This window comes from Paracidovorax avenae ATCC 19860, assembly GCF_000176855.2.
Taxonomy (GTDB): Bacteria; Pseudomonadota; Gammaproteobacteria; order Burkholderiales; family Burkholderiaceae_C; genus Paracidovorax; species Paracidovorax avenae.
This window is the reverse complement of the sequence record NC_015138.1, coordinates 1545723-1569888: the sequence shown is the minus strand read 5'-3', so window position 1 is coordinate 1569888 and position 24166 is coordinate 1545723. Positions and strand designations below refer to the sequence as shown.

The window sequence follows — 24166 nt, the reverse complement described above, 5'->3', positions numbered from 1 at the left end:
CCGGCGTGCGCCGTCAGCCGGCGAGCTTCTGCCAGGTGGCGATCACGCTGTCGGGGTTGAGCGAGATCGACGAGATGCCCTGCTCCGCCAGCCACAGCGCGAAGTCCGGGTGGTCGCTGGGGCCCTGGCCGCAGATGCCCACGTACTTGCCCTGGCGCTTGCAGGCCTCGATGGCGCGCGAGAGCAGCGCCTGCACGGCCGGGTCGCGTTCGTCGAAGTCGGCGGCCAGCAGTTCCAGGCCGGAGTCGCGGTCCAGGCCCAGGGTGAGCTGGGTCAGGTCGTTGGAGCCCACCGAGAAGCCGTCGAAGAACTGCAGGAACTCGTCGGCCAGCACGGCGTTGGAAGGCACCTCGCACATCATGATGAGCTTGAGTTCGTTCTCGCCGCGCTTGAGGCCGTGCTCGGCCAGCAGCTGGGTCACGCGGTCGGCCTGGCCCAGCGTGCGCACGAAGGGCACCATCACCTGCACGTTGGTCAGGCCCATGTCGTTGCGCACGCGCTTCAGGGCTTCGCATTCCATGGCGAAGGCCTCGCCGAAGTCCTGGCTGATGTAGCGCGCCGCACCGCGGAAGCCCAGCATCGGGTTCTCTTCCTCAGGCTCGTAGCGGCTGCCGCCGATCAGCTTGCGGTACTCGTTGGACTTGAAGTCCGACAGGCGCACGATGACGGGCTTGGGCCAGAAGGCCGCGGCGATGGTCGCCACGCCCTCGGCCACCTTGTCCACGTAGAAGGCACGGGGGCTGGCATGGCCGCGCGCCACGGATTCGACGGCCTTCTTCAGGTCGGCATCGACGGCGGGGTAGTCCAGGATGGCCTTGGGGTGCACGCCGATGTTGTTGTTGATGATGAACTCCAGCCGCGCCAGGCCCACGCCCTCGTTGGGCAGCTGGCAGAAGTCGAAGGCCAGCTGGGGGTTGCCCACGTTCATCATGATCTTGGTGGAGATCTTCGGCATCTCGCCGCGCTGCACCTCGGTCACCTCGGTTTCCAGCAGGCCGTCGTAGATGCGGCCCGTGTCGCCCTCGGCGCAGCTCACCGTCACCAGCGTGCCGTCCTTCAGCAGGCTGGTGGCGTCACCGCAGCCGACCACGGCCGGGATGCCGAGTTCGCGCGCGATGATGGCCGCGTGGCAGGTACGGCCGCCGCGGTTGGTGACGATGGCGCTGGCGCGCTTCATCACGGGCTCCCAGTTGGGGTCGGTCATGTCGGTGACCAGCACGTCGCCGGCCTGCACCTTGTCCATCTCGGCGATGTCGCTCACGAGGCGGACCGGGCCCGTGCCTATCTTCTGGCCGATGGCGCGGCCCTCGGCCAGCACCGTGCCCGTGCCCTTGAGCTTGAACTTCTGCTCGGCCTGGCCCTGCTGCTGGCTCTTCACCGTCTCCGGACGGGCCTGCAGGATGTAGAGCTGGCCGTCGGTGCCGTCCTTGCCCCACTCGATGTCCATCGGGCGGCCGTAGTGCTTCTCGATGAGCAGGGCGTAGCGCGCCAGCTGCTCCACCTCGGCGTCCGTCAGGGAGTAGCGGTTGCGCTGCTCGGTGGGCACGTCGATGGTCTTCACGAGCTTGCCGCTGGCCTTCTTCTCCTCGGGCGAGGCGAACACCATCTGGATGAGCTTGCTGCCCAGGTTGCGGCGGATCACGGCCCGGTTGCCGGCGGCCAGCATGGGCTTGTGTACGTAGAACTCGTCGGGGTTCACGGCGCCCTGCACCACCGTCTCGCCCAGGCCGTAGCTGGAGGTGATGAACACCACCTGGTCGAAGCCGGATTCGGTGTCGATCGTGAACATCACGCCGGCAGCGCCCTTGTCGGAGCGCACCATGCGCTGCACGCCGGCCGAAAGGGCCACCACGTCGTGCGCGAAGCCCTTGTGCACGCGGTAGCTGATGGCGCGGTCGTTGTAGAGGGAGGCGAACACCTCCTTCATCTTGTGCAGCACGTCGTCGATGCCCACCACGTTCAGGAAGGTTTCCTGCTGGCCGGCGAAGGAGGCGTCGGGCAGGTCTTCCGCGGTGGCGGAGGAGCGCACGGCGAAGCAGGCCTCGGCATTGCCGCCGCACAGGGTGGCGAAGGCGTCGCGGATGGCCTGCTCGAGGTCGGCCGGGAAGGGCTGGGCCTCGACCATGGCGCGGATCTCGGCGCCGGCCGCGGCCAGTGCGCGCACGTCCTCGGTGTCGAGGGTCTTGAGGCGGTCGCTGATCTTCTGCGCCAGGCCGTCGTGGGCGAGGAACTGGCGGAAGGCGTGGGCGGTGGTCGCGAAGCCGGTGGGCACGCGCACGCCGTCGGGCAGCTGGGAGATCATCTCGCCGAGGGAGGCGTTCTTGCCACCCACCGACTCGACGTCGGTCATTCTCAGGTTCTCAAACGGAACGACCAGGGCGGTCGACTCGAACAGTGCAGACATGGGAAAGCTCCAGAAGTTGAAACCGGGTCTGCGCGCCCCAGGAGGCCGCCCGTGCGCGGAGGCGGGCTGGCGGGGGCGCCGTCTTCACGCATGCACGACACGCTGTGGCTTGGCTGTTCTGGTTGTGGGCCGGGCGCGTGCATGGTGGAAATGGGAATAATGGGCGCGATTGTAGGGCGGCCGGCCGCAAGGCGCTTGTGGGACACGGCCGGCCCCCCGGTCCAGCCAGCAGCCCACCCAGCGAACGATCACCGCGGAAAGCCCCGACCCATCCATGCACACGCGCACCGTATTCTTCATCTCCGACGGCACCGGCATCACCGCCGAGACCTTCGGCAACGCCATCCTGGCGCAGTTCGACATCAAGCCGCGCCACGTGCGCCTGCCGTTCATCGATACCGAGGACAAGGCCCACCAGGCCGTGCGCCGCATCAACCACACGGCCGAGCTGGAGGGCAAGAAGCCCATCGTGTTCACCACCCTGGTCAACATGAGCGTACTGCGCATCATCCAGGAGAACTGCCAGGGCATGCTGCTGGACATGTTCGGCACCTTCATCCGCCCGCTGGAAGGCGAGCTGGGCATCAAGTCGCTGCACCGCGTGGGCCGCTTCGCGGACGTGAGCCTGAGCAAGGAATACACCGACCGCATCGAGGCCATCAACTTCAGCCTGGACCACGACGACGGCCAGAGCCACCGCGACCTGAACGGCGCCGACGTGATCCTGGTGGGCGTGTCGCGCAGCGGCAAGACCCCCACCAGCCTCTACCTGGCCATGCAGTGCGGCCTGAAGGTGGCCAACTACCCGCTCATCCCCGAGGATTTCGAGCGCCGGCAGCTGCCGCCCGCGCTGGAGCCGCACCGCAAGAAGATCTTCGGCCTCACCATCCTGCCCGAGCGGCTCTCGCAGATCCGCAACGAACGCCGGCCGGGCTCGAAATACGCCGACCTCGCCAACTGCCGCCACGAGGTGGCCGAGGCCGAGGCGATGATGCGGCGCTCGGGCATCCGCTGGCTCTCGACCACCACCAAGAGCATCGAGGAGATCGCGACGACCATCCTGCAGGAGGTGCGGCCGGAGCGGCTGGTGTATTGACCTCCGCCGTCAGTCCTCGTCTTCCACCAGCAGGCAGGTGGCCCCCGCGGGGCACACCACCAGGACCGCCGCGCTGAAGGTCGCGGAGGTGAGCGGCGACCAGGTGGAGGGGGCCCCTCCTCCTCCGTCGTGGTACAGGTCCCACCGGCCGTTGGTGAAGAAGCTGGCCCCCTCCGCGGCGCACTCCTCCAGGAAGCGGTTCGCATGGGCAGCGGCCCGCTCCCGGGGCATCAGCTCGACGCCGTACGCCATGTCGCGCCACAGCAATGCGCTGACGCAGGCGGCGGCCACCTCGCGCGTCACTTCGGACAGCGCACCGGCATCGGGCTGCAGGCCGAAGGATTCCAGCAGTCGCACCAGCGCAGTGCCATGGCGGCCCACGGCGGACACGCGCACGAACCCACAGCCACGTTCACCGATCAAGTCCAGCGCCACATTCATCGTTCAGCCGGGAGTGGAGGGGAAAAGACACCCCGCGGCGCCAACGGGCGGCACATGTGGCCGGGCTGGCGCGCGACGGGAAATATTGCAGAATCTCCGCACAAGAGAGAATAAGGGAGGAAGCCGCCATGGCGAGAAGAAGAGGGAAGACATCCGTCCTGGATGACCTGATGGAACTGGTGGCATGGCTGCCCTGGTGGGTGGGCGTGCTGCTCGCCATCCTGGGCTACGTGGTGCTGAACCGGCTGGCCAACGCCCCGTTGCCGGCGGCGAGCGCGCCGCAGGACATCACGCACCTGGCCACCCACGGGATCTGGCGAGGGTTGGCCTACGCCGGGCAGTTCATCGTGCCGCTCATCTGCGCCATGGGCGCCCTGGCGTCCGCCGTGCGCCGGCGCGAGCGTCGCCGGCTGATCGACACCGCATGCCGCAGCACGGCGGCCGACGCGCTGCACGGCATGGACTGGAAGGAATTCGAAAGGCTCGTGGGCGAAGGCTTCCGGCGGCAGGGCTACCTGGTGGCGGAAACGGGTGGCGGCGGCGCGGACGGGGGCGTCGATCTCGTGCTCGGCAAGGCCGGCGAGAAGTTCCTAGTGCAATGCAAGCAATGGAAGGCGTTCAAGGTCGGCGTCAGCGTGGTGCGCGAGTTGTACGGCGTCATGGCCGCGCGCGGCTCGGCGGGCGGCTTCGTCGTGACGTCGGGCAGCTTCACGCAGGAGGCCACGGAATTCGCCAGCGGGCGCAATATCCAGTTGATCGACGGGCCCGCGCTGCTGCGGCTGATACGGCAGGGGCGGTCCGCGCCGGAGCCTCAGGCACGGCCCCAGCCACAGGCGCAGACGCAGGCCCGGCCCGCGGAGCAGCCGGCAGGCAATGAACCCACTGCCCCTCCCGCTTCTGATCCAACCTCCGGGACCGAGGCGCCGCCCAGTTGCCCCGTGTGCGCGCAGCCGATGGTGCGCCGGGTCGCCCGGCGCGGGGCGTCGGCGGGGCATGGGTTCTGGGGATGCTCGGGTTACCCGCGTTGCCGGGGTACGCGGCCTCTGTGACCCAAAGAAATTATTCAAGCATCGCCCTTGAACGAAACCGCACTATCGGGAGCCTCTCACAACCGCCACCAGCCAGTTTTTCCGGCGTGTCGTCAGATTCCAGCGCCCCGAATGCGCTCGGACACCTGCTCGGTGGGTGGGACGCAGCCCATGTACAGGGGCCTTTGCCCCCCGCAAGGCTCACGCTTTTGACGGTTGCAGGCGCACCCGTGCCTTGGCAGCCGATGGCTTGAAGAACGCATCCACTTGCCGATGCAGGAACGACGCCAGGCGCTTGAGGTTGTAGCAGGCAGCCATCATCGTCATCGCCACCGTGGCGCGGGTCTGCCCGATCGTGCGAACGAACTTGCCGCCCAGGTGACGGAGACCGGCAAACACATGCTCCACCTTGGCACGCTTCTTTGCGATGCGCTGGTTGCGCCTTTGCTGGCACTCGCTCAGTGGCTTGCCCGGCCGAGCCCTGCGTTGCATCGCGTCCACCAAGCCCAGCACCTTGAGTAGCTGCTGGCGCTGCCGGCTCGCGTAGGCCTTGTCCGTATGCACTGCACGCCCGGTGTTGTGCAGGTCCAGCACCTCGTCGAAGTGGTGTCCGTCATGCTCGCTGGCCGTGCCCGTGGCGATCCTGCGGATGAAGCCGTGCTTGAGGTCCACGCTCACGCTGAGCTTGTAGCCGAAGTAGCCCTTGCCGTGCTTCTTCGTGTGCGTGGCGTCCACATCCTTTTGCCGGCGCTCGGCCTCGCTCCAATCGGGCGTTCTGCCTTCGGCCAGGGCCTCGCGCTCCTGCCTGTCCAGGCGCTGGCGGGGCGCGGGCACCAGCGTGGCATCGATGGCCTGTCCGCCACGGGCGATGTAGCCATGGCGGTGCAGTTGCGCATCCACACCCTGGAACAACGCCGTCGCCCCGTCAACGCCCAGCCGCTCGCCGAAGCGCCAGATCGTGTTGCGGTCCGGCACGTTCATCGCGTCTTGCAGCAGACAAAAGCGCTGATAGCTCGCCCGGTCCAGCAACTGGTATTCCATCTGCTCGTCCGACAGGTTGTACAGGCGCTTCAAGACCAGGATGCGCACCATCACCTCGATGGGATAGGCCGGCCGACCACCCTTGCGGCCATCGCCGCGCTCGATGAGTGCATCCACCAGCCGCGCCAGCTCGGCGAAGTCGATGTGCCGCGCGATCACCTGCAACGGATCGCCCACTTCATCTCTCTTATGCTGGCGCGACGCCTCGGCAAACAGATCGAACTTCAAGGCGCTGCGAGGAGAGATCATGGCAAGGAGGACGGCTCAGGTCTTGTCGGTGAACAAGGGAGTGGCCGGGTTTTGAGAGGTTCCCTATCATCACTGTCAAAATATGACAAGAATTTATTCAACCCAAAGATCTCCTTTATTTTTCCAAACCTAAAATCACCAACTGAAGATTGAAAAGCATGCTCAAATCGGAAATTATTTTTATTCTCCGAAGTAGAGATGCAGGACCCCAAAAAGCAATCGCCAAAAACCACGCCCACCCTGGACATCACAAAAATACCCAGCGTAATGCTTGCAAACAACTGGCAGCGTGGAGCAAAGCTGATGGAGAGATGGTTTGCAGGCGCTGCAAATAATGTACCTGCCAGCGGACCTCCATCGACAGATATAGTTACCATGGATTGGGTGCTCAGCTTTTCCCGCGCTCGCCAAGTCTACGACACGCTAGTCGCAGAGCGTATATGGATGAATGACGCAGCACGCCGAGAAATCATCAAATTACTCACAAGAAAAAATACATTAAGCAACGGGAGTCATCGCTTTCTCATACCCAGAATGCCGCAGGCAATGGACGATGAAGCCATTCAATTCCGCATAGTGGGTGGCATCATGGATATGCTGATAGGCCCTATGGATGATCTTCGGGCATCATTGGGAAATTTCACTTTCCGTCTAGTGCTGGGAGGCAATGTAGAAGCCGAGATGGCAGAGAAAGAGGTGAAATCAGGACCCCCAATCAAGATGCCAACTGGAAATTACTTGGTGACGATCGAGGAGGTGGGCATATACGTCAGAGACTCCTACGACTTTAACGACCGGCCTGGAGAAGACCAGGATCTCGGCAACTGGAATTTTGAAACCAATAGCGTAGGTCGCACCAGCCTAAATGGAGGATTCAACGTCCATAATTCAGATTTTAGAAATTGGCGCTCGTCCAACGGAAGAAGCTGCGATTATATTGTTTATTCCGACATGCGCATCTTGAAGCAAAGCACGAATAATACTTTTACGTTTAAACGTTGACCAGATGCACATGAAAAAGTCAAATCACCATGGGCTTATAGCATTACTTTTTCTAGTAATCTTGGGAGCTTGCACATGGCTGTGGTTCACACCCAGCGGACGCAAGTTGTGCTGCTCAAGCATTTACAAAACCTTCGTCAGTCCTGATGAACGCTTTCGAGTCGCAGTATTTCGCACAAATATGCCCTGGCTTATGTTTCCGGGCTCCGCGGGGGACGCACCGGGTTTCGTACGGCTCCAGACGTGGAAAGGCCAAGTGCTGCAAGAGCAAGATATCGAAGCCGTGCAATTGGTCGAACAGATTCGCTGGTCGCCCACCAGCGTTGACATTCCGTTGATTGCTGAATGGCCTCTGCCCAGCGATGTGGCTGCACCTGCAGAGTCTCCGGGAAAGTAAGCCTTCTTCAGCGGCCCCGCTATCTTTAGAGGCAGGGATGTTCAAGCTCATGCATCCGCTAATCCTCCCGCTCGACAAACCTCTAGAAAAATCGCGGGGTGGCAATAGCGCTTGCAACAAGGCTCACTGAAGTGATGCTGGCGCCGTATGCCAGAGCCGCCGCTGCAGCTCCGCAGCGCTCGGGCCAGCCTGCACCGCAGCCCCCTCCCCCGCCGCCAGGCCCAGCCGCCGCGACCAGCGGTTGTTCAGGTTGCCTGCCATGGTGCGGAAATGCGGGGACAGACCGTCCATGCGCGCGAGGCTCTCCAGGTGGGCGGCGATCTTGCGGCCCATGGCGTCCCGGTCGCCCGCGCGGTCGCTGTGCGCGTAGCCGGTCATGAGGGCCAGGGTGCCGGCGAGCAGCGCCTCGGCGCAGGGCAGGCCCGGCTCGGCTTCGGAGGGATGGAGCAGCGGGTTGGCGGAGGGACGGGAGGCGTCGGACATGCAGGGAACTCCTGGAGGTGCGTTGGTGTGGCTGGCTCGTGGAACAGCGCCCCGGGGACGTATGCATGGCTTGCCGCCGGCAAGTATATGAGAATGAATATCAATCACAAAATGGTGCACGAGCCCTTCCTGCGTGAAGGGATGCGTCCGTGCCGCGGTGCTGCCACGTGGCAGGCGCGCCAACGAAAAAGGGAGCGGCCAGGCCGCTCCCTTCTTTCCATCCGCTTCGCAGCGCGCCGTCAGGCCGGGGCGGTCGTGCGGATCAGGTGGTCGAACGCGCCCAGCGCCGCCTTCGCGCCCTCGCCGGCCGCGATGATGATCTGCTTGTAGGGCACCGTGGTGCAGTCGCCGGCCGCGAACACGCCCGGCACGCTGGTGCGGCCGTGGGAGTCCACCACGATCTCGCCGAAGCGCGACAGGTCCACCGTGCCCTTGAGCCAGTCGGTGTTGGGCAGCAGGCCGATCTGCACGAAGATGCCTTCCAGGGCGAGCACATGGTGCTCGTCGTTCGTGCGGTCCTTGTAGCTCAGGCCGGTCACGCGGTTGCCGTCGCCCTTCACCTCGGTGGTCTGCGCGTTGAGGATCACGTCCACGTTCGGCAGGCTGCGCAGCTTGCGCTGCAGCACGGCGTCGGCCTTCAGCTCGCCCGCGAATTCGAGCACGGTGACGTGGGCCACCACGCCGGCCAGGTCGATCGCGGCCTCCACGCCGGAGTTGCCGCCGCCGATCACCGCCACGCGCTTGCCCTTGAAGAGCGGGCCGTCGCAGTGCGGGCAGTAGGTCACGCCCTTGGTGCGGTACTGCTCCTCGCCCGGCACGTTCATGTTGCGCCAGCGTGCACCGGTGGAAATGATCACGGTGCGGGACGAGAGCGTGCCGCCGTTCTCCAGCTCGACCTCGATCAGGCCGCCTTCGGTGGCAGCGGGCCGGAGCGCGCGGGCGCGCTGCAGGTTCATCAGGTCCACCTCGTAGTCGCGCACGTGCTGCTCCAGCGCGGCGGCGAACTTCGGGCCGTCGGTCTTGCTGACCGAGATGTAGTTCTCGATGTCCAGCGTGTCGTTCACCTGGCCGCCGAAGCGCTCGGCCGCGATGCCGGTGCGGATGCCCTTGCGGGCGGCGTACACGGCCGCCGCGGCACCTGCCGGGCCACCGCCGACGATCAGCACGTCGAACGCTTCCTTCGCGGACAGCCTGGCGGCTTCGCGCTTCGCGGCGCCGGTGTCGAGCTTGCCGACGATTTCCTCGATGGTCATGCGGCCGGAGCCGAACACCTGGCCGTTGAGGAAGACCATGGGCACGGCCATGATCTCGCGGTCGGTCACTTCCTGCTGGAAGGCGCCGCCCTCGATCACGGTGGTGCGGATGCGGGGGTTGAGGATGGCCATGAGCGACAGCGCCTGCACCACGTCCGGGCAGTTGTGGCACGTCAGGCTCATGTACACCTCGAAGTCGAAGTCGCCGTCGAGCGCCTGCACCTGCTCGATCACGTCCTGCTCCACCTTCGGCGGGTGGCCGCCCGTCCAGAGCAGCGCCAGCACGAGCGAGGTGAATTCATGGCCGAGCGGCAGGCCGGCGAAGCGCAGGCTCGTCTGCGTGCCGGCACGCTGCAGAGTGAAGGACGGCTTGCGGGCATCGTTGCCGTCGGTGCGCAGGCTGATCCTGTCGCTGCGCAGGGACTGGATGGTTTCCAGCAGGTCGCGCATCTGCACGGAGGTCTCGCTGCCGTCCAGCGACGCCACGATCTCGAACGACTGCGTCACGCGCTCCAGATAGGCGGAAAGTTGGGATTTGAGTTGGTCGTCGAGCATGGGTGTCCTTCAGGTATTTCGAGTTATGGGGCCCGGGATGGCCGGAAAACGGGCGAAAAAAAGCCGGACGGCACGGCGCGCGAGCGCCATGCGGGGGTCCGGCCGGGGGAAGCGCGCGGGGCGCTTCCGGATCGCGCGGGCGATTAGATCTTGCCGACCAGGTCCAGCGAAGGCGTCAGGGTCTTGGCGCCTTCCTTCCACTTGGCGGGGCACACCTGGCCGGGGTTGGCGGCGGTGAACTGGGCGGCCTTGAGCTTGCGCAGGGTTTCCGACACGTCGCGGGCGATCTCGTTGGAGTGGATTTCCATCGTCTTGATGATGCCGTCCGGGTTGATCACGAAGGTGCCGCGCAGTGCCAGGCCTTCTTCGGGGATGTGCACGCCGAAGGCGTTGGTCAGCTGGTGCGTCGGGTCGCCGACCAGGGGGAACTTGGCCTTGCCGACGGCGTCGGAGGTCTCGTGCCACACCTTGTGCGAGAAGTGCGTGTCGGTGGTCACGATGTAGACCTCGGCACCGGCCTTCTGGAACTCGGCGTAGTTGTCGGCAGCGTCTTCGATCTCGGTCGGGCAGTTGAACGTGAAGGCGGCCGGCATGAAGATCAGCACGGACCACTTGCCCTTCAGGTTCTCTTCCGTGACGGTAATGAACTCACCCTTGCCATTGCGGTTCACGAACGCTTCGGTCTTGAAAGGCTGGACTTGGGTATTGATCAGGGACATTGCTGTTTCCTCGGTTGGTGGGTTGCTGAATGACAAGACGAAGTTTAGGGGCGTCAGCCCAATCAATCCAATTAATTGATTCCATTCAATCGATTGGATAGAACTATTGCGTGCAGCCCTGGCTGCTGGCGGGGCAACCGCCATGCCCGCGGGCCCTCCAATGAGAACACAACTCAGTGTCACACGCAGGCAGACCGGGCGCGTGGGGGCTTCGCCTTGCCGTGGCGGGCGGGCATCACGACAATCGCGCCGACACCGCACCATTCCATTATTACGAGGAGAGCCCCATGCAAGGCGACGCCCAGGTCATTTCCCATCTGCAGGCCCAGCTCAAGAACGAGCTGACGGCCATCAACCAGTACTTTTTGCACTACCGGATGCTCAAGCACTGGGGCTTCGACCGCCTGGCGAAGAAGGAGTATGAAGAGTCGATCGGCGAGATGAAGCACGCCGACCGTATCATGGACCGCATCTTCATGCTGGACGGCCTGCCCAACCTGCAGGACCTGGGCAAGCTGCAGGTCGGCGAGGACGTGCCGGAGATCCTCGAATGCGACCTGCGCTCCGAGCGCGGCGCGCAGGCCACCATCAAGGAGGGCATCGCCCACTGCGAAACGGTGCGCGACTACGTCTCGCGCGACCTGCTGCAGGAGATTCTCGAGGACACCGAGGAGCACATCGACTTCCTGGAAACGCAACTGGGCCTCGTGGAGCAGGTGGGCGTGCAGAACTACCTGCAGTCGCAGATGGGCGAGGCGGACTGACGCCAGCAGCGCCGGTGCACGGGCCGGCGATACCGATACCACGGGCCTGCGGGCCCGTTTTTTTTGGGCCGCCGCGGGCTCCGAACGCGGCATGGCGAGACCCTCGGGAAAAGTTGCATGCGTTGGGTGGAAATTTGGAGAATTCCACACACAAATGAGAATGCGTATCAAAAATAATTAGAATCCATCGCCTTGGAGCCGCCGCCCGCGCACCCTGCCCGGGCCTCTCGCCGCAAGCGTTGAACGGCGCTCCCACCGCAAGCCAGTCCGGACACGGCCCTCGCGCCCCGGCAGCCAGCGCACTCAGGTCTTTTGCCGTCTTGAAGTCTGCCGCCATGCTGTCCTCCCCTGTCTCCGTCCCACCCCTGCCCCGCCGTGCCACATGCCGGGGTGGTTCCTCCGGCAATGCCCTGGCCCGTGCAGGCCTGTACTGCGGTGCCGTGCTGCTGACCGCCGCGCCCCTGGCCGCTCGCGCGCAGGCGCAGGCCGGGGACGAGCGTCCCGCAACGCTCGGCGAAGTGCAGGTGAGCGCGGACCGTTCGGGCGAGGCGGGCACGCCCGCGCGGCGCGCGCAGAGCGCGTCGCGGCTGGGCCTGTCGATGCTGGAGACGCCGCGCTCCGTGAGCGTGGTGGAGCGCGAGACGCTGGAGCAGCAGGCTGCCACCACCGAGCGCGAGGTGCTGCGCAACGCCTCGGGCGTGGCCTCGCGCAGCGAGTACTACGGTTCCTATTCCCAGTTCTCGGTGCGCGGCCTGTGGGCCAACAACACCTACAACTACCTGCGGGACGGCGCCAAGTTCATGCACCTGATCGATCCGCCGCTGTTCAACATCGACCGGGTGGAAGTGATCAAGGGGCCTGCGGCGCTGGAATACGGGCAGGTCGCACCGGGCGGGCTGATCCAGTACGTGAGCAAGCAGCCGCAGGCCGAGGCGCTGCGCTCGGTGCGCCTGGGCGCCGGCAGCTACGGCTGGCGCTCCGGGGAATTCGACCTGACCGGGCCGATCGACTCCGAAGGCACGCTGCTGTACCGCCTGACCGGCGGGGCCAGCCGCGGCGGCAGCGCCGTGGACGGCATCACCCCGGAAAAGCGCGGCCTGGGCGGGGCGCTGGAATGGCGCATCTCGCCGCAGACGCGCTGGCGGGTGCAGGCCGAGACCTACCGCCTGGAAACCACGTCCTATCCCGGCCTCCCGGTACCGGTGCCGTCCGACCCGCGCAGCGCCGACGCGCTGGACAAGGGCAACTTCTACGGCGAGCCCTGGCTCACCACCCAGGGCCGCATGCGCTTCTATGCGAGCGAGCTGACCCACCGCTTCACCGATGCGCTGGATGCGCGCCTGTATGTGTCGCGCAACGAGACGGAGCGCGACGTGCTGCTGCCGATGCTGTCGGGCGTGTCCGCCGGCCGGGTGGCGCGCGGCTACTGGCTCGCGCCGGGGCAGAGCTACACCTCGGACACGGTGCTGGCCGAGCTGCGCGGGCGCTGGCACACCGGTGCGGTGGAGCACCGCGTGCTGGCGGGCGTGGACTGGCGCGCGATGGAAAGCCGCTACGGCGCGAGCGGCACGGGCACCCTGCCCGCCGTCGATCTGTCGCGCCCCATGACGGGCATCGCCCCGCCCGCGGCGTCCACCGGTGCGCCCGCGGTCGCCAGCGACACGCGCAACCCGGGCATCTACGTGCAGGACCGCATGGCCTGGGGGCCCTGGGCGCTCACCGCCGGCCTGCGCCACGACCGGCTGAAGGACCGCTATGTCAAGCCGCAACTGGACGCGAGCAAGACCCAGCCTTCACTCGCGCTGAGCTGGGAGGCCACGCCGGAGAGCATGCTCTACGTGAGCCATGCGCGCTCGTTCCAGGCCAACGTGGGCACGCTGCTCGCGGGCAATGTGGCGGCACCGCCATCCGAAGGCAAGCAGATCGAGGTGGGGGTGAAGCAGGAATGGCTTTCGCGCCGGCTGCTGACAACGGCGTCGCTGTTCGAGCTGGAACTCACCAACAGCCCCGCCAGCGATCCTGCCAACCCCGGCTATTCCGTGCTCACGGGCCGCCAGCGCATCCGCGGACTGGAGCTGGAGGCCAGGGGCCGCATCGCGCCGGGCTGGACCGTGACCGCCCAGGCCACGTTCATGGACCCGAAGGTGCTGGCCGACACGGTGGCGGGCGCCAACGTGGGCAACCGCGTGGCGCTGGCGACGAAGCGCACCGCATCGCTCTGGACGCAGTACCGCATCGCCGCGGTGCCCGGCCTGTGGGTGGGCGGCGGCCTCACGCACCAGGGCGACAAGTTCCTGGCCAACGACAACCGGCGGCGCCTGCCGGGCTATACGGTCGCCGACCTGGCCGTGGGCTACGAGATGGCCGGCGGGCTGCGGCTGCAGGCCAACCTGAAGAACGCCGCGGACAAGCGTTATTACCTCGACGGCACCAGCAATGCCGCGGGCTTCACCTCGGTCACGCCGGGCGAGGCGCGCGCGCTGCAGGTCACGCTCGACTACGCCTTCTGACCGCCCGGAAGCCGCCGCCATGAAACCCACCCGTCCCCTCTGGAAGTACCGCCTGGCGATCGCATCGCGCGCGCTGGCTGCCACGGCCGGCGGCTATGCGCTCGCCGCCGCCGCCACGGCGGCCGGCGCGCTGGCCCTGGCGCTGGCGATGCCGCGCGTGGAGGCGGTGCTGGCCGCGACGATGTTCTCGTGGCTGGTGTATGCCGGCGCGGTGGCCTGGGCGTTCTATGCGCGCACCGCATGGTCGGCCTGGGCCGGGGTGGGCGTGCCCGCGCTGCTGCTGGGCGCCTGCGTGGTCGCGCCGCGCCTGTGGGGAGGCGCGGCATGACGGCAGCTTCGAACGACACCGCGCACGCCGCCGCGGCGCCCGGGCGCGAGGGCTTCCGGCAGGCGATGTCCTGGGTCCACACCTGGGCGGGCCTGGTGCTGGGGTGGCTGCTGTTCGCCATCTTCGCCACCGGCACGCTGAGCTTCTTCAAGAGCGAATTCAATCTCTGGATGCGCCCGGAAATGCACGGGCTGGCGGCCCCGAGCCCCGACGTGGCGGACCGGGCGCAGGCAGCGCTGCACCGCCACGCACCGGGCGTTACGCAGTGGATCATGCGCCTGCCCGACGGGCGCCTGCCGGCCGTCACCGTGCTCTGGCGCGACAGTGCCAATGGCCGCTTCCAGACCCTGCTCATGGACCCGTCCACGGGCGAGTCGATCGGCACGCGCGAGACCATGGGCGGGGAATTCTTCTACCGCTTCCACTTCGAGCTGCGCACGGCGCACCAGAGCCGCTGGGCGCTGCAGGGGCGCTGGATCGTGGGGGTGGCAACGCTGCTGATGTTCATCGCGCTGCTCACGGGCGTGGTGACGCACCGGCGCATCTTCAAGGATTTCTTCACCTTCCGTCCGACTAAGGGCGGCCAGCGCGCCTGGCTGGACGCGCACAACGTGTCCGGCGTGCTGGCGCTGCCGTTCTATCTCGTCATCACCTTCAGCGGGCTGATGATCTTCCACACGCTCTACATGCCCGCCGGCATCGCGGCCGCCTACGCGACGCCCAAGGGCACCGATTCGCAGGCCTATTTCGCGGAGATGCAGGGCGACGAGCCGGGCACCCGCAGCGCACGCCGCGCGCGCGGGGCGGCGGAAGCCGCCGCGCCCCTGCCGCCGCTGGACCTGGCCACGATGGTGGCGGGCGCCCACCGCACCTGGGGCGATGCCCGCATCGGCAACATTTCGGCGCGCCGCGACGCGGACGGCACGGTGGTGGAGGTCACGCGGCACGATGGCGACCGGCTGCAGTACGGCCCCGCGCGGCTGCGCTTCGACGGGGCCACGGCGCGGCAGCTCGCGCTGATCGATCCGCAGACACCCGCGATCAAAACCTACCGCGTGCTCTACGGGCTGCACCTCGCCCGCTTCGCGGGCCCGGGGATGCGCTGGGCGCTGTTCGGCTTCGGCGTGCTGGGCAGCCTGATGATCGCTTCCGGGCTGGTGCTCTGGTCGGTGAAGCGGCGCGCGCAGGCGCAGCGCAAGCCGGGCGATGCCGGCCTGCCTTTCGGCGAGCGGCTGGTGGCCAGCCTGAACGTGGGCCTGATGGGCGGGCTGCCCCTGGCGGTCGCCGCCTTCCTCGCGGCCAACCGGCTGTTGCCCCTGTCCACGCCCGGGCGCGCCGACGCGGAGCTCGCATGGTTCTTCGGCACCTGGGGCGCGGGCCTGGCCATCGGCCTGCTCCGGCCCGACCGGCGCGGCTGGGCGCTGCTGCTGGGGGCCGCGGGTGCGCTGTTCGCGGCGCTGCCGGTGATCAACGCGGCCACCACCTCGGCCCACCTGGGCATCACGCTGCCCGCGGGCGAATGGGCCTGGGCCGGCATGGACCTGTCGTTCCTGGCCGCCGGACTGGTGTTCGGCGCCCTGGCCCGGCACCTGCTGCGCCGCCGCGCGGCGGCCACGCCAAAGGCGGCGCGCGCTGCCGTGCAGCCCGGTGCGCCGTCCGGCACCACGCCCGCGCAAGGAGCATGACCGCCATGCTCGAGCTGCTGCTGTGTTTCGCCGGCTGGGCCGGCATCGCGCTGGGCATGGACCGGCACCACGAGGACGCATGGGGCCGCGAAGGCGACCCGGCGCGGCTGCGCGCCCTGCGCCGTGGCGGATGGGCCGTTCTGGGCCTGTCGCTGGTCCTGGCCGTGGCGTGGCCGCGCATGGCCAGCGTGCCGCTGTCGGTCACCTGGTGGGCCGTGGCGCTCTCCGTGTCGGCGCTGGGCGCCACCGCCGCGGCGACCTGGTGGCCGCGGCGCCTGCCCGGGCTATCGGCCTCGGCCCTGGCGCTGGCGGTGCTGTGGGCGGCCCTGGCGGCCGCCCTGGGGCCGCACGCCACGGGCTGACCGGGCCCCGGCCGCCCCCGTGCGGCAACAGTCCTGGCCTCCAGTCCCCGCCGCCGGAGCCTCCGGCGCGCCGCCGCATTGCTTTTTATCGACCTTTCCACCTTTCAAGGAGCCAACCGATGCCATCGTCCTTCCGCCCCTGGGCCACCGCCCTCTTCGCCGCCTGCGCCGCTGCCGGTGCCCAGGCCCACCAGGTGTGGCTCGAAGCCGGCAACGGCCAGGCGCGGCTGCAGTTCGGCGAATATGCCGACAACGTGATCGAAAAATCGCCGGGCGCGCTGGACAGGTTCCAGGGCGTGCCGGTGCTGCAGGTCCGTGCGGCGGGCGCCGCTGCGGCCACGCGGGTGGAAGGCCGTCGTACCGCGACCGCCTTCGCCTACGCACTGCCCGGCGCCGCCGAGACGCTGTTCGCGGAAGCTCCCTATCCGGTGATCGACCGCACCAAGGGTGGCAAGCCCGCGCTGCTCTGGCGCCCCGCCGCGCGCTGGGTCGCGGACCTGTCCCGCCCCGTCGCTGCCACGGCGCCGCTGGACGTGGTGCCCACGGGCAGCCCGGGCGAACTGCGCGTGGTGTTCAACGGCCAGCCGCTGCCCAAGGCCCAGGTGACGCTGGCCGCGCCCTCCGGCTGGGCCCGCGAGGCCGTGACCGGTGCGGACGGCACGGTGCGCTTCTCCCTGCCGTGGAAGGGCCAGTACGTGGCCGAGGTGAAGCACGCCGACCCGGCCTCCGGGGAGCGCAATGGCGAGAAGTACGGCGAGACGGCCTACCTCACCACGCTCACCTTCGCCCAGGCCGAGGGCATGGAATCCCCCGCCCTGCCAGCCGCACCGGCGCACTGATCCCCCACCGCACTCAGGCGCCACGCCACCCGGCGCAGCGCGCTGTCTGCGTTTCCGCAATCCCTCTCGCACGCCGCCCCCTGGCAGCGCGAGCGCTCTTTCTTTTCTGCAATGACCCCATCCTTCGACCTTCTCACCGCCCCCCACCGGCATGCGCCCCGCCCCGACTTCGCACCGCGCACGCTCGTCCAGGCCCTGTCCGCAGCCGCCGCCACGCTGTGTGCCCTGGTCGCCGCACCCGCAGCGCATGCACAGCAGGCTGCCGCCACGGCCAATGCCCCGGCAGCGGAAGCCACGCTCGCCCCGGTGACGGTGAGCGCTGACGGGCAGCAGGAAAACCCCGTGAACCCCGTCTCCGGCTTCGTGGCCCGCCGCGCGCTCTCGGCCACCAAGACCGATACCCCGCTGATCGAAACGCCGCAGGCCATCAGCGTCGTCACGCGCGACCAGATGGAGGCGCAGGGCGCGCAGACCCTGCGCCAGACCACGGCCTACACGGCCGGCATGGTGTCCAATTACTTCGACAGCCGCGTGGACAGTTTCAAGGCGCGCGGCGGCGACGTGACGCAGTACCAGGACGGCCTGCTGCGCACCTACGGCACCTACAACAACGTCAAGGCCGATCCCTACCTGCTGGAGCGCGTGGAATTCCTGCGCGGCCCGTCGTCGGTGCTCTATGGCCAGGGCAGCGTGGGCGGGGTGCTGAACCTCACCAGCAAGCGCCCGCAGGCCGAGCCGCTGCGCGAAGTGCAGGTGCAGGTGGGCAACCACGCCCGCAAGCAGATCGCCACCGACCTGACGGGGGCGCTCACGCAGGACGGGCAGTGGCTCTACCGGCTGGTGGCCGTGGGCCGCGACAGCGATTCGCAGGTCGACCACGTGAGTGACGACCGGCTGATCATCGCGCCCTCGCTCACATGGAAGCCCAGCGCCGCCACGTCGCTCACGCTGCAGTTCACGCACCAGAAGGACAAGAGCGGATCGCTGATCGGCTTCTTCCCGTGGCAGGGAACGCGCCTGTCCAGCCCCTACGGCCAGATCCCCACCTCGGCCTTCATCAGCGAGCCCGGCTGGGACGCCTACGACACCGAGAACAACTCCTGGGGCTACCTCTTCAGCCACCGCGTGAACGACGCATGGACCGTGCGACAGAACCTGCGCCGCACGGTGAGCGACGTCGATTACCGCAGCATGTACACGAGCTTCACGGCCAACAGCGCCACGGGCCGGCCGGCACGCCCGGTGTTCGAGGCGGACAACCGCACCCTGCTGCGCGACGCGATCTGGCAGCGCAACGCCAGCCGCCTGCTGATGGTGGATACGCAAATCGAAGGCAAGCTCAAGGCCGGCGCCACCGAGCACACGCTGCTGGCCGGCGTGGACGCGCAACGCAACGCCACCAGCCAGTCGTCGTGGTTCAAGACCGTGAGCGGCATCGACGTCTACGCGCCGGTGTACGGCAACTTCACGCCGCCGTCCGAATCCGCCCTGGTGCGCCAGCCGGGCGTGACGCAGCGCCAGTGGGGCGTCTACCTGCAGGACCAGATCCGCTGGGACCGCTGGACCGCCACGCTCGGCCTGCGCCATGACAGCGCCAAGACCGAGACCGAAGGCCGCCCCGCCGCCGCCGTGGACGACACGGCCTGGACCAAGCGCCTGGGTGCGACCTACCAGATGGACGGCGGCTGGGCCCCCTACCTGAGCTATGCCGAGTCGTTCCAGCCGCTGGGCGGCGTGAACTTCTTCGGCGATCCGTACAAGCCGCAACGCGGCGAGCAGTGGGAAGCCGGCGTGAAATGGCAGCCGGAAGGCCGCGGCATCTCGGCCTATGCCGCCGTGTACGAGTTGCGCGAGAAGAACCGCAAGACGACCGACCCGACCAATCCGCTCAACAGCCTGCAGATCGGCGAAACCAGGACGCGCGGCCTGGAGGCGGAGTTCACCGCCAGCATCGCCCGCAGCTGGGACGCCACGCTCGCCTATGCGTATACCGATGCGAAGATCGCGCGCAGCAACGCGGGCGACCAGGGCCAGCCGGTGGCGGGCGTGTCGAAGCACACGGCCTCCGCCTGGGTGTCGCACCGGTTCGCCGCGGGCGGGCGCGGCCAGTGGACGGTGGGCGGCGGCGTGCGCTACACGGGCTCGCAGTGGAGCGGGTCGTCTGCCATCTCCACGCCGGCGGCCACGCTCGCGGATGCGATGGTGGCCTACGACGCGGGCGACTGGCGCCTGGCCTTCAACGTGGTGAACCTGACGGACAAGGTGCAGATCACGCAGTGCCTGGCGCGCGGCGACTGCTTCTACGGCCAGCGGCGCACCTACATGCTGACCTCGACCTACCGCTTCTGACGTAACTTTCCCGGGGCGTGCCCCCCGGGAGACCTCACTCGGGCAACAGCCAGTTGCCCAGTTCCTCTGCCTGCTCCATGCACTGCTCCTGCAGCACGGCGCCATAGGGCCAGCCGCCCACGAACAGCAGCGGCGGTATCTCGGCGCAGGGGACACGCCCCAGCCCCTCGCGCCAGCCTTCGACGAAGGCTTCGTTCAGCGCCCGGATGTCGGCCCGGGCCTTCACGGACACATCGAACACGTGGTGCCGGAAGGCGGCCCAGGCCTTGTCTTCCGGCCCCGACCGGGTGGGCGGCGGCGGCCGCGCGGCCGGGCTCCCGGGCGCTTCGCCGTTCCACTCCGCAGGCCGCCAGGCGGCGCCTCCCGGAGAGGTGCCCGCTGGCCGGGAGGGCGGCATGCCCTCGCTCTCGTACCAGGCGGATTCGTCGTCCGTCTCGCAGACGCTGTCCAGGATGCGGCCGACCCGCACGCCGAAGGCCGCGGTGGCGGCGTCGAAGGCCAGCACGCGCAGGGCGTCGCCCGGTGAATTGGCCATGACGCAGATATCGAAGATCCGGGACTCGCCCCCGCGCAGGACCTCCACCATGTCGCTCATCACACGCACCAGCAGCCGGCCGCCCGAGCGGATGGTGACGGCCACCTGCTCGTCCGACCGTTCCTCGAGGTGCGCGGCCAGCGACTCCGCCCACTTGCGCGACGCGTCGTCGGTGAAATCGGTTTCGGGCAGGGAGCGGCCGTCTTCCTTCCAGCGGATGTATTCCAGGGCCGCCTGCACCGGGGTGTTCTGCGGGCCCGATGGGTCGCAGAGGAACATGGTCGAGATGAGGGGGTAGTAGTAGCCGTCGCGCACCTGCACGAGGGCGTCCAGAACACGCGCATCGCGCCAGTCGATGGACAGCGACAGGGTGCGCGCCGCCTCGTCGAGCATCGCTTCCGGGTCGCGCAGGCAGTCGTCGAAGAAGCGCCCGCAGGAGTAGTCGAGCCGGATGCGGCCGCGCAGGGCCATGGCCGCGCGGTGCACGGTGCGGATCAGCGGCACGGCGAGCCCGTTGCCATCCAGCGGCGTGCGGTCATCATCCCCCCCACCGGCCGGAGCCTGGGCGGCGGCCGCCCCCGTTCCGGCTTCGAAGCCGTGGCCATGGCCGTGCGCCTCCGTGGCCTCGCGGCCATCGAAGACATGCACGTCCAGGAACGCTCCCAGGCGCCGCGCACGCTGCATGAGGTGGTATGCCGACGCGAGGCCCAAAGCCCCGCCGCCGACGATGGCCACGTGCAGCACATCGTCTGCGTCGCCGTGGTTTGACATGTTCTCCCGCCTGAATTCTGAGTGACAGTGGCCCACTGTGCATGACCGGCAGCCGGTCTTCAAGGTATCGCCGGTTTCCACCCCTGCGAATCCGCAGCATGGAACGCTTTTGCTGGCAACGCCGCCGCGGCTCGCCCTGCCGGCGCCCCCACCATGTGACAAAGCCCCCGGGATAGGTGTCCGCGGGGGCTGTCCGGGGCACCGCCCCGGAGTCGATGGCCAGACCGGTCACACGTTGGTGATGGACACCGCGCGCGTGTTCAGGTGCGCCTCGATCGCCTCCGGGCCTCCCTCGGAACCGTAGCCGGAGTCCTTCAAGCCCCCGAACGGCAGTTCGGCGGACGGGGACGCGGGCTGGTTGATCCACAGCATGCCCACTTCGAGCCGCTGCGACAGCAGGTGGGCGTGCTTGAGGGAGCGGGTGAAGGCATAGCCGGCCAGCCCGTAGGGCAGGCGGTTGGCCTCGGCGATGGCGTCCTCGATCTTCTCGAAGCCGCGCACCGCGGCCACCGGGCCGAAGGGCTCCTCGTTGAAGATGCGCGCGGACACGGGCACGTCGTCCAGCACCGTGGGCTGGAAGAAGTTGCCGTCGCCGCCGATGCGGTCTCCGCCGGCCGCCACCTGGGCGCCGTGCTGCACGGCATCCTGCATCAGCTCGGCCATGGCCGTGATGCGGCGGGGGTTGGCCAGCGGGCCCATCTGGGTGCCGTCGGCCAGGCCGTCGCCCACCTTCAGGGCCTGGGCGTGGCGCGCCAGCGCGGCCACGAAATCCTTGCGGATGCTCTCGTGCACCAGGAAACGGGTCGGCGAGATGCAGACCTGGCCGGCATTGCGGAACTTCGCGCCACCGGCGGCCTTGACGGCCAGCTCCACATCGGCGTCGTCCGCGACGATCACCGGGGCATGGCCGCCTAGCTCCATGGTCACGCGCTTCATGTGCTGGCCGGCCAGCGCCGCCAGCTGCTTGCCCACGGGGGTCGAGCCGGTGAACGTGACCTTGCGGATGACCGGATGCGGGATCAGGTAGCTGGAGATCTCGGCGGGATTGCCGTACACCAGGCCCACGGTGCCGGCCGGCACGCCGGCATCGGCGAAGGCACGGATGAGTTCGGCGGGGCTGGCGGGCGTTTCCTCGGGGGCCTTCACGAGGATGGAGCAGCCGGACGCCAGGGCGGCGGCCAGCTTGCGCACCACCTGGTTGATGGGGAAGTTCCAGGGCGTGAACGCGGCCACGGGGCCTACGGGGTCCTTCAGGACGAGCTGGCGCACGGCGAGGCTGCCGCGGGCCGGGACGATGCGGCCGTAGATGCGCTGGCCCTCGTCGGCGAACCATTCGATGATGTCGGCGGCGGCCATGGCCTCGACCTTCGCCTCGGCCAGGGGCTTGCCCTGCTCCTGGGTGAGGATGCGGGCGATGGCGTCGGCGCGCTCGCGCATCAGGGCCGCCGCGCGGCGCATGGTGCGGGCGCGCTCAACGGCGGGGATGTCGCGCCAGGCCTCGAAGCCTTTCTGGGCCGCCTCCAGGGCACGGTCCAGGTCGGCACGGCCGGCATGGGCCACGCGGCCGATTTCCTTGCCCGTGGCCGGGTTGTGCACGGCGATGGTCTTGCCATCGGCGGCATCCTGCCATTCACCGGCAATGAAAAGGCGTGTGCTCGGATACGTCATGCGTGTGCTCCTGCGGTAGCTGATAGGGACATGGAATGGGGGGGACGGGCCGGCCTTGCCGCGGGCATGGCGGGCGGCAGCCCGTATCCTAGCCGTGACCTATGGCGGGGTCCGGCAACAAAAAGAAGCACTATAGGCCGGTTGGCCTCCCAGCGCTGGCGTGGCGCCGCTTTGCTACGCCGCGTTACCCAACTTGCGGGAATTTTCAACCGTTGCGCGCGACCGGCCGCTCCTCGTCCCCCATTGTCGCTCCCCCGTCTCCCCAGCCGCCGCCCAGTGCGCGGATCAGGCCCACCGTGGCCGTGTATTGCGCGGTGCGCACCTGCAGGGCCTGGCGGCGGTTGCGCAGTTCGCTGCGGCGGGCGTCGAGCAGTTCCAGCTGGCTCACCATGCCGTTGCGGTAGCGCGAATCGGACAGCTGCGTGGCGCGCGCTGCCGACTGCACGGCGCGGCCCTGGGCCTCGGCCTGGCCGGCCAGCAGGCGCAGCGCGCTGAGCTGGTCCTCGACCTCGCGGAAGGCCGTGAGCACCTGACCGCGGTGGGCGGCCAGCGCGCCTTCCAGCCGGGCACGGGCACCATCTTCCTGCGCCTGGCGCTGGCCGCCGTCGAAGAGCGGCAGCGACAGCAGCGCACCGATGCCCCAGGACCGGGCCGACCACTTGAAAAGGTCGCCCAGTTCCGGCGAGGCATAGCCGCCGTTGCCCGTGAGCGTGACGGCCGGGAACCACGCCGCCTGGGCCACGCCCACCCGGGCCTGCGCCGCCAGCACGGCCGCCTGCGCCGCCGAGACGTCCGGCCGGCGCGCCAGCACCGTGCCCGGCACGCCTGGGGGAATGACGGGCAGCGTGGCCTCGCCTGCTGCGGGGGGCACGGTGAAGCCGGTGGCCACCTCGCCGACCAGCAGGGCCAGCGCATGCGTCAGCACGGCTTGCTGGCGCTCCAGGGCGAGCGCGTCGGATTCGGTGGCGGCCACCTCGGCCTGCACGCGCGCCACGTCCAGTTCGGCCACGTCGCCGGCCTGGTAGCGCCGCTCGGTCAGGCGCAAGGTATCGCGGTAGGCGGCCAGGCCCTCCTGCACCAGGGCCTGCTCGGCCTGCACCGAGCGCAGCTGCAGGTAGGCCTGGGCCGTGTCCGCCTGGGCCATCAGGCGCGCGCTCTGCAGCAGCGCCTCGCGCGAGCGGGCGTCGAGCCGCGCGGCATCGCTGGCCTGCGACAGGCGGCCGAACAGGTCCAGTTCATAGGACACGTTCAGCCCCGCCGTGGCCAGCGTGGCAGGCGCCGGGCCGCCCGTGGCCGTGTTGGCGCCGGCCTGCCGCGCGACGCCGGCCGAGGCGCCCAATTGGGGCGCGCGGCTGGCGTCGGCAGAGCGCAGCAGCGCCCGCGCTTCGGCCAGCCGGGCGGCGGCCTCCTGCACGCTGGTGTTGCCGCTGCCGGCGCGCTGCACCAGATCGTCGAGCACCGGATCGCGGAAGCCCAGCCACCAGGTGCCGCGGGGCTGCGCCTCGGCGGGCGGTGCCGTGGTCCACGATGCGGAGCCGGCGGCCTCGCTGAAGGCGGCGGGCACGGCCACGCCGGCATGTTCCGGCACCGCCGGAGTGCTCATGCAGCCGGCCAGCACCAGGGCCGCGGCCAGCGGTGCCAGCCGCGAGAGGGAAACCCAAGGAGAAAACATCGTCATGGCAAAAGC

General features: G+C 68.5%; 19 protein-coding genes. 10 read left to right on the top strand and 9 right to left on the bottom strand.

What is annotated here, in order from left to right:
- Positions 1 to 13: 13 nt before the first annotated feature.
- Positions 14 to 2404 (bottom strand): phosphoenolpyruvate synthase, encoded by a 2391-nt coding sequence (ppsA, locus tag ACAV_RS06935; protein WP_013593865.1) that lies wholly within the window; start codon positions 2402 to 2404, stop codon positions 14 to 16.
- A 274-nt stretch (positions 2405 to 2678) separates the two neighbouring features.
- Between ppsA and ppsR the strand changes: the two genes are divergently transcribed.
- Positions 2679 to 3500, top strand: coding sequence for a posphoenolpyruvate synthetase regulatory kinase/phosphorylase PpsR (ppsR, locus tag ACAV_RS06930; protein WP_013593864.1), 822 nt, complete (start codon positions 2679 to 2681; stop codon positions 3498 to 3500).
- A gap of 9 nt (positions 3501 to 3509) precedes the next feature.
- Here ppsR and ACAV_RS06925 read toward each other — a convergent pair whose 3' ends face one another.
- On the bottom strand, positions 3510 to 3941 hold the full coding sequence (locus ACAV_RS06925) for a hypothetical protein (RefSeq protein ID WP_013593863.1): 432 nt from the start codon (positions 3939 to 3941) through the stop codon (positions 3510 to 3512).
- A gap of 128 nt (positions 3942 to 4069) precedes the next feature.
- Between ACAV_RS06925 and ACAV_RS06920 the strand changes: the two genes are divergently transcribed.
- On the top strand, positions 4070 to 4990 hold the full coding sequence (locus ACAV_RS06920) for a restriction endonuclease (RefSeq protein ID WP_013593862.1): 921 nt from the start codon (positions 4070 to 4072) through the stop codon (positions 4988 to 4990).
- A 180-nt stretch (positions 4991 to 5170) separates the two neighbouring features.
- Here the strand turns inward: ACAV_RS06920 and ACAV_RS06915 are convergent, their stop codons facing one another.
- A complete protein-coding gene (locus ACAV_RS06915; protein WP_049791218.1) occupies positions 5171 to 6256 on the bottom strand; it encodes an IS5 family transposase in 1086 nt (361 codons plus the stop codon).
- Positions 6257 to 6457: 201 nt separating this feature from the next.
- Here ACAV_RS06915 and ACAV_RS24505 point away from each other — a divergent pair, with 201 nt between their 5' ends.
- Positions 6458 to 7261: a DUF6402 family protein gene (locus ACAV_RS24505; protein WP_013593861.1), complete on the top strand. Its 804-nt coding sequence runs from the start codon at positions 6458 to 6460 to the stop codon at positions 7259 to 7261.
- 520 nt (positions 7262 to 7781) lie between these two features.
- Here the strand turns inward: ACAV_RS24505 and ACAV_RS06910 are convergent.
- From ACAV_RS06910 to ahpC, 3 genes are all read right to left on the bottom strand, one after another.
- Positions 7782 to 8141, bottom strand: a complete 360-nt coding sequence (locus tag ACAV_RS06910) for a hypothetical protein (protein WP_013593860.1) — start codon at positions 8139 to 8141, stop codon at positions 7782 to 7784.
- 239 nt (positions 8142 to 8380) lie between these two features.
- Positions 8381 to 9949, bottom strand: a complete 1569-nt coding sequence (ahpF, locus tag ACAV_RS06905) for an alkyl hydroperoxide reductase subunit F (protein WP_013593859.1) — start codon at positions 9947 to 9949, stop codon at positions 8381 to 8383.
- A 143-nt stretch (positions 9950 to 10092) separates the two neighbouring features.
- Positions 10093 to 10668, bottom strand: a complete 576-nt coding sequence (ahpC, locus tag ACAV_RS06900) for an alkyl hydroperoxide reductase subunit C (protein ID WP_013593858.1) — start codon at positions 10666 to 10668, stop codon at positions 10093 to 10095.
- Positions 10669 to 10955: 287 nt separating this feature from the next.
- Between ahpC and bfr the strand changes: the two genes are divergently transcribed.
- The 7 genes from bfr to ACAV_RS06865 all read left to right on the top strand — a co-directional run bounded on the left by bfr (position 10956) and on the right by ACAV_RS06865 (position 19505).
- Entirely contained in the window at positions 10956 to 11432 is a 477-nt protein-coding gene (gene bfr / locus ACAV_RS06895) for a bacterioferritin (protein ID WP_013593857.1), read from the top strand.
- A 335-nt stretch (positions 11433 to 11767) separates the two neighbouring features.
- Positions 11768 to 13942, top strand: a complete 2175-nt coding sequence (locus tag ACAV_RS06890; RefSeq protein WP_013593856.1) for a TonB-dependent siderophore receptor — start codon at positions 11768 to 11770, stop codon at positions 13940 to 13942.
- 19 nt (positions 13943 to 13961) lie between these two features.
- A complete protein-coding gene (locus tag ACAV_RS06885) occupies positions 13962 to 14270 on the top strand; it encodes a DUF3649 domain-containing protein (protein WP_013593855.1) in 309 nt (102 codons plus the stop codon).
- Complete coding sequence (locus ACAV_RS06880; RefSeq protein ID WP_013593854.1) at positions 14267 to 15955, top strand: PepSY-associated TM helix domain-containing protein; 1689 nt, start codon at positions 14267 to 14269, stop codon at positions 15953 to 15955. The genes ACAV_RS06885 and ACAV_RS06880 overlap by 4 nt, the downstream gene beginning before the upstream one ends.
- A 5-nt stretch (positions 15956 to 15960) precedes the next feature.
- The gene (locus ACAV_RS06875; protein WP_013593853.1) at positions 15961 to 16317 is read left to right on the top strand and encodes a DUF3325 domain-containing protein; all 357 of its coding nucleotides are present in this window, start codon (positions 15961 to 15963) and stop codon (positions 16315 to 16317) included.
- Between the two features lie 119 nt (positions 16318 to 16436).
- Positions 16437 to 17156, top strand: coding sequence for a DUF4198 domain-containing protein (locus tag ACAV_RS06870; RefSeq protein ID WP_013593852.1), 720 nt, complete (start codon positions 16437 to 16439; stop codon positions 17154 to 17156).
- Between the two features lie 111 nt (positions 17157 to 17267).
- Entirely contained in the window at positions 17268 to 19505 is a 2238-nt protein-coding gene (locus ACAV_RS06865) for a TonB-dependent siderophore receptor (protein ID WP_013593851.1), read from the top strand.
- Positions 19506 to 19539: 34 nt separating this feature from the next.
- On the opposite strand, the gene ACAV_RS06860 is transcribed toward ACAV_RS06865, so the two are convergent.
- From ACAV_RS06860 to ACAV_RS06850, 3 genes are all read right to left on the bottom strand, one after another.
- A complete protein-coding gene (locus tag ACAV_RS06860) occupies positions 19540 to 20811 on the bottom strand; it encodes an FAD-dependent oxidoreductase (RefSeq protein ID WP_013593850.1) in 1272 nt (423 codons plus the stop codon).
- 228 nt (positions 20812 to 21039) lie between these two features.
- Positions 21040 to 22479, bottom strand: coding sequence for an NAD-dependent succinate-semialdehyde dehydrogenase (locus ACAV_RS06855; RefSeq protein WP_013593849.1), 1440 nt, complete (start codon positions 22477 to 22479; stop codon positions 21040 to 21042).
- A 205-nt stretch (positions 22480 to 22684) separates the two neighbouring features.
- Positions 22685 to 24157 carry an efflux transporter outer membrane subunit gene (locus ACAV_RS06850; protein WP_013593848.1) on the bottom strand — a complete coding sequence of 491 codons (1473 nt, stop codon included), beginning with the start codon at positions 24155 to 24157 and terminating at the stop codon, positions 22685 to 22687.
- Positions 24158 to 24166: the final 9 nt, after the last annotated feature.